We start from the raw sequence: 5,218 nt of genomic DNA on the forward strand, positions 1-5,218 counted from the left end.
CCCCTCACCCGCCGCCGCCTTCCTCGGCGCGTCGATCTTGCACTTCTTGTCGCCGCACAAGGCGCAAAAGTGATGTATCGGCGACCAGAAGTGCAAGATCGGCGGGATTCTGCACGGACTTCAGGAGAGACATCATGGGTTTCAGCTTGCTTGCGGGTACGCGGGCGCCGGTACGGGTGTGGACCGACCCGTACGGCATCGAGCCGCAGGCCGCAAAGCAGCTGCGCAACATCGGCGCGCTGCCGTGGGTGCAGGGCGTCGCGGTCATGCCGGACGTGCACTTCGGCAAGGGCGCCACGGTCGGCTCGGTCATCGCGATGCGGCAGGCCGTCTCGCCGGCGGCGGTCGGCGTGGACATCGGCTGCGGCATGTCGGCGGTACGCACCTCGCTGACCGCCGACGACCTGCCCGACGACCTCGCCGGGCTGCGGCGGGCCATCGAGGACGCCATCCCGGTCGGCTTCGCCCAGCGCGACAACCCGGTGGATCCGCGCCGGGTACGGGGCCTGGAGCAGCGTGGCTGGGACGACTTCTGGCGGCGCTTCACCGACCTCGACCGGCGGGTGGCGCAGCTGGAGACGCGGGCCCGGCGGCAGCTGGGCACCCTCGGTGGCGGCAACCACTTCATCGAGGTCTGCCTCGAGCAGGGCGGCACCGATGCCGGCCGGGTCTGGCTGATGCTGCACTCCGGGTCGCGCAACATCGGCAAGGAACTCGCCGAGCGGCACATCGCGGTGGCCCGGCGGTTGCCGCACAACGCCGACCTGCCCGACCGCGACCTGGCGGTGTTCCTCACCGGCACGCCGGAGATGGACGCCTACCGCCGGGACCTGTGGTGGGCGCAGGAGTACGCACGGCGCAACCGGGCGGTGATGCTCGCCGTCCTGATGAACCTGGTGCGGGACCGGTTCCCGCAGGTCGGCTACGACGAGCCGATCAGCTGCCACCACAACTACGTGTCGGAGGAGCACTACGAGGGGGTGGACGTGTTGGTGACGCGAAAGGGAGCGATCCGGGCGGGCCGCGGTGACCTGGGCATCATCCCCGGGTCGATGGGGACCGGCTCGTACATCGTGCGCGGCTCGGGCAACGAGTGGGGGTACTGCTCGGCCTCGCACGGTGCCGGCCGGCGGATGTCCCGGGCCCAGGCCAAGCGGATGTACAGCACCGAGGACCTGGCGGCACAGACGTCGGGGGTGGAGTGCCGTAAGGACGCCGGGGTGGTCGACGAGATCCCCGGCGCGTACAAGGACATCACCGAGGTGATGGCACAGCAGAAGGACCTGGTCGAGGTGGTGGCACACCTCAAGCAGGTGGTCTGCGTGAAGGGTTGAGTACCCGACCGGCGCCCGCGGGGGGCGGGCGCCGGTCGAACGCCCCGATGGCTCAGCGGAGAGAGCGCCGGTCTACGAAGCCGGAGATCCCAGGTTCGAATCCTGGTCGGGGCACCCGGAGATGTCAGTCCAGGTCGGTGTGGGCGTTCTGCGCTCCGGCGTTCGACGACGGGATCAGCCGTACGGGTTGAACGGGATGCCGGCGGGCTTGGAGACGTTGAGCAGGTACTCGAACGAGCCGTCCTTGATCTTGATGGTGGCGGCGCCGAAGTTGGCGTCCATCAGCTTGTTCCGCAGTTCGATGCTGGGCCAGCCGTTCCAGTCCACGACGGGCGGGTAGTGCCAGGTGTGGTAGTGGTTCTCCGGCGGCTCGTCGTTGTTGTTGGCGAGCCGGAAGAAGTGCGTCGACGCGCCGTCCTTGTGGTAGACGACCTTCGGGTGGGTGCCGTCGAAGCGGACCTGTGAGCGCGCGTAGGTGCGCTGGCTGCTGTGCTGGGTGGTGGTCACGTACTCGACCTGGTTGGCCGCCTGGTTGACCCAGGAGATGACGTGCTCCCAGTCGTGTCGGTGGCCGCCGAGGCCGCTGCCGTGCACGGCCTGGTCCTTCTCGAAGTAGCTGGCGTAGACGATCGCGCACCAGCCGTTGTTGCACTTCGATCGGGCGTACGTCTGCGACTGGTCCAGATCGGAGCGGTCCCGACAGTTGCCGTTGATGGCCCCGGTGGTCTTCAGCCCGCCGTTGATCGTGCCGTCCGGGCTGATCGCCGAGACGGCGTAGCAGCCGTCGGTGTCGTAGTCGTAGGCGGGGGAGAAGGACGACTCGTACCCGCCGGCGTTGTGCGGCAGGTTGGGCAGCGAATCCGCGAAGGCGGGCGCTGCCGGGACCATGACTCCGAGCGCCGCCAGCCCGGCCACGATCCGAACCAGGGTACGACGATGACGCTGGACCAGGCTGCCGGCGGGTCGGACCTCGGCGGGCCCGGGCGACGGCGGTGACGGGTGTTCCCCTCCTCGTCTTCCGGGGATCGACGCTCGCTGTCCGGTTCGCTCAAATCGACGCATGGTCATCTATATCTCATGCCGGGAAGGCGGAGGTCAACGCTGGACGCGAGGGAAGTTCATGAACTCTGAGTCACGCCACGCCGCGGTCGAGCAGCAGGGCGACCCCGTCGCCGGTCAGCTCCTCGCGGTAGGCCGTGCGCCCGGTCATCGCCATCGTGAGGGCGAGGGTGGAGCCGGACACCAGCGGCCCGGAGCCGGTGGTGAAGGGGCCGTCGTTCGCCAGCAGGCGCAGCCCCGCGATCCGTCCCTTGGCCAGGACGGTGAGGTCGGAGCCGGCGTAGTGCTCAGCGACGAGAGTGACCGCCTCGATCGGGTACGGGTGGCGAATGCCCAGGGGGCGTCGAATGTCCTCGCCGTGCACGATCTGCTCGCCGAGCATCGCCAGCACCGGCAGGGGCGGCTTGGTCGTGCTGGTGATCACGCGGCGGAACCGGTCGAGAGTCTCGTCGGGGTCTCGGCCCATCTGTTCGGCCAGCCGCATGGCCACCTGCCGGTCGAAGTCGAACCGGCACCGGATGACGCCCAGCATCCAGCGCACGGGGCTGAGGCTCGCGGCCGCAGTGAGATGTGCGAGGACCTCACGCACCGTCAGCTCCGTACACAACGATGGCGTCGTCCATCGATCTGGAGCCAGGTTCGTGAGGTCGGCTGCCAGAGCCGCCCGCTCCGTGTGGATCAGCGCCCAGAGGTCGGTGCTGTCGAGGCGGCTTGGTTTCGCTTTGGGCTCGGTCATTTCAGTGGATCTCCTGTCGTTGCCGTCGCCGCGCCCGGTGCAGTCAGCTCACGGTGTCGGGCCGTGGGGGCGGGTGGTACCGAGTAGAGACTCCTGCGCTCGGGCAGAATCGTCGCCCGTGGGCGACCTCCGAAAGATCAAGGTCGCTCAGCGTACGGCGTCGACCAGCGGATTGTCCTGTGTGGTCGGTCCGGTTGCCCGTCCTGTCCCGGGATGTCATAGGCTGCCGTCCGGTTGAGAGCCGGTCGAGGAGATCCATGGCGAGCGCTGTCCGTAGTCCGTTGTACCGGCTGGCCGAAAGGTGCCAGACAGTTGTCGTCGCCCCCTGGTTCAACCTGGCCAGCTTCGCGGTGGTCATCGTCAACGCGGCGGCGCTGGGCCTGGAGACGTACGGCGGTGTGGTCGAGACGGTCGGCGTCACGCTGCGCGCGGTCGAGCACGCCTGCCTGGCCCTGTTCGTGCTCGAACTGCTGGTGCGGTTCGGTGCGCACGCCCCGGCTCCGGGCGGGTTCTTCCGGGACCGGTGGAACATCTTCGATCTGCTGATCGTCGCCGCGCCGCTACTGCCCGGGGTCCGGGAGAACGTGACGTTGCTGCGGCTGTTGCGGCTGGCCCGCATCGTCCGGGCGTTCCGACTCTTTCCGAGCCTGCGGGTGATTCTGGTCGGTATCCGGCGCAGCCTGCCCGGGCTGGGAAGCTTCCTGCTGGTCACCGCGCTGCTGCTGTACGGCTACGCGATGCTGGGCTGGATGCTGTTCGGCGCCTCCTATCCGGAGGAGTACGGCACGGTGGGGCAGGCCATGCTGACGCTGTTCCTGCTGCTGTCGCTGGATGGCATCACCGACACGCTCGAGGCCGGCCGTGAGGTCACCGAGTGGGCAATTGTGTACTACGTCTCCTACATGGTGGCGGCCTGCTACCTGCTCACCAACCTGTTGGTGGGTCTGGTGCTGACCGCGCTGCAGGAGGCGCACCAGGACGAACAGGTCGCGGCGCAGCGGGGCGGTCGTCGGGTGACCGGCCACGCCGAGGACGAACCTTCGGTCCGCGAACAGTTGGCCCGCGTACAGGCGATCATCACCGACCTCGAACGGCGGCTGCCGGACGGGGACCCGACCGGGCCGACTGACACCGTCCCGCAGCGGGCCCGGGACGGCGGCCCGGTGATGTCCGAGGTCGGCACGCTCGTGCTTCCCAAGACCCGGGCGGCCAAGCGGTCCCGCGCGGCGAACCGCGGCAAGCGCAGATGACGCCGACCCGGCCAGCCGGGCATGCCGGCGACGACCGGCGACGGCCGGCGACGGCATGAGCGACCCCGCTTCCAGTGATCCGCCGCCTCGCCGGCGACGGCTACCTGGCGGCGGTCAGGGTCACCGGTACGGCGACCACCTTCGTGCGGGAGCCGTCGACGGCGGACACCTCGTACACCTCGATGGTGCCGGGCTGCTCGCGGGCCAGCCGGTAGCGGACGGCGACCCGGTAGGCGCCCCGGCAGCCGGTGCCGCAGGTGGCGGTGGTGAACGCGGTGGCGAGCTGGCGGCCGGCGGCGTCGAGCAGCCGGACGCTGACGGTCGCCTCGAACACGTCGGCGGTGCCGGTGATGGTGACCGGGCTGGTCACCCGGTCGCCGATGACCGGGCCGGTGACCACGATCGCGGGCAGTAGGTCGGCGTAGTCGGCGCGGCCGGCCGGTGCGTCGTCGCCGAAGGCGACCTGCCGGACGGTGGGGAACTGGGTGAGTGTGTAGACCACCTGGGCCTGGCGCAGTCGGGTGGTGGTCGGGTCGGGTGCGTCGGGCAGTCGGATGGTGGCGACGCCGTCGGCGATCCGGCTCACCTCGGCACCGTCGGGCAGCAGCGTGACCAGGCCGGCGGCGGTCTCCGCCGGGGTCGGCCCGGCGGCCAGTTCGGTCAGGGCCAGCCGGGAGGTGGCCACCGTGGCCGGCCGGGTCCGCCGGGTCGGGGTGAGCTGCCCGGCGCGGACGTACCACAGCTCCAGGGTGAGCGTCGCGGGTCGGCCGGTGGCGGCGGTGCCGGTGGTCGGCGGAGCTGGTGTGCGGGAGTCGGTGGGCGACGGCGCGGTGGTGGCG

6 protein-coding genes and 1 tRNA gene are annotated in these 5,218 nt (G+C 70.1%); 3 read left to right on the top strand and 4 right to left on the bottom strand.

Annotation, left to right across the window (positions count from 1 at the left end; translation table 11 throughout):
- Nucleotides 1-4: 4 nt before the first annotated feature.
- Nucleotides 5-136 (bottom strand): hypothetical protein, encoded by a 132-nt coding sequence (locus C1I95_RS36980; RefSeq protein WP_267900730.1) that lies wholly within the window; start codon nucleotides 134-136, stop codon nucleotides 5-7.
- Between C1I95_RS36980 and C1I95_RS31585 the strand changes: the two genes are divergently transcribed.
- Both C1I95_RS31585 and C1I95_RS31590 read left to right on the top strand, forming a co-directional pair.
- Nucleotides 135-1,334, top strand: coding sequence for an RtcB family protein (locus tag C1I95_RS31585; protein WP_111219477.1), 1,200 nt, complete (start codon nucleotides 135-137; stop codon nucleotides 1,332-1,334). The two genes, C1I95_RS36980 and C1I95_RS31585, sit on opposite strands and share 2 nt — an antisense overlap.
- Nucleotides 1,335-1,375: 41 nt before the next feature.
- Nucleotides 1,376-1,448, top strand: a tRNA-Arg gene (locus C1I95_RS31590).
- 60 nt (nucleotides 1,449-1,508) lie between these two features.
- On the opposite strand, the gene C1I95_RS31595 is transcribed toward C1I95_RS31590, so the two are convergent.
- Together C1I95_RS31595 and C1I95_RS31600 are read right to left on the bottom strand one after the other, a co-directional pair.
- Nucleotides 1,509-2,249 carry an NPP1 family protein gene (locus tag C1I95_RS31595; RefSeq protein WP_233514003.1) on the bottom strand — a complete coding sequence of 247 codons (741 nt, stop codon included), beginning with the start codon at nucleotides 2,247-2,249 and terminating at the stop codon, nucleotides 1,509-1,511.
- A 217-nt stretch (nucleotides 2,250-2,466) separates the two neighbouring features.
- Nucleotides 2,467-3,129, bottom strand: coding sequence for a maleylpyruvate isomerase family mycothiol-dependent enzyme (locus tag C1I95_RS31600; protein WP_111219479.1), 663 nt, complete (start codon nucleotides 3,127-3,129; stop codon nucleotides 2,467-2,469).
- A 257-nt stretch (nucleotides 3,130-3,386) separates the two neighbouring features.
- Here C1I95_RS31600 and C1I95_RS31605 point away from each other — a divergent pair, with 257 nt between their 5' ends.
- Entirely contained in the window at nucleotides 3,387-4,379 is a 993-nt protein-coding gene (locus C1I95_RS31605) for an ion transporter (protein ID WP_111219481.1), read from the top strand.
- A 100-nt stretch (nucleotides 4,380-4,479) separates the two neighbouring features.
- On the opposite strand, the gene C1I95_RS31610 is transcribed toward C1I95_RS31605, so the two are convergent.
- The coding region (locus C1I95_RS31610) for a Gmad2 immunoglobulin-like domain-containing protein (RefSeq protein WP_111219483.1) at nucleotides 4,480-5,218 on the bottom strand (739 nt) is incomplete at its 5' end.

The sequence above is a fragment of the Micromonospora craterilacus genome (assembly GCF_003236315.1).
GTDB lineage: Bacteria > Actinomycetota > Actinomycetes > Mycobacteriales > Micromonosporaceae > Micromonospora > Micromonospora craterilacus.

What these genes read in the sequence shown, in the direction of transcription:
- C1I95_RS36980 (WP_267900730.1), bottom strand. Translation starts at nt 136, where the DNA reads ATGATGTCTCTCCTGAAGTCCGTGCAGAATCCCGCCGATCTTGCACTT.
- C1I95_RS31600 (WP_111219479.1), bottom strand. Translation starts at nt 3,129, where the DNA reads ATGACCGAGCCCAAAGCGAAACCAAGCCGCCTCGACAGCACCGACCTC.
- C1I95_RS31605 (WP_111219481.1), top strand. Translation starts at nt 3,387, where the DNA reads ATGGCGAGCGCTGTCCGTAGTCCGTTGTACCGGCTGGCCGAAAGGTGC.
- C1I95_RS31585 (WP_111219477.1), top strand. Translation starts at nt 135, where the DNA reads ATGGGTTTCAGCTTGCTTGCGGGTACGCGGGCGCCGGTACGGGTGTGG.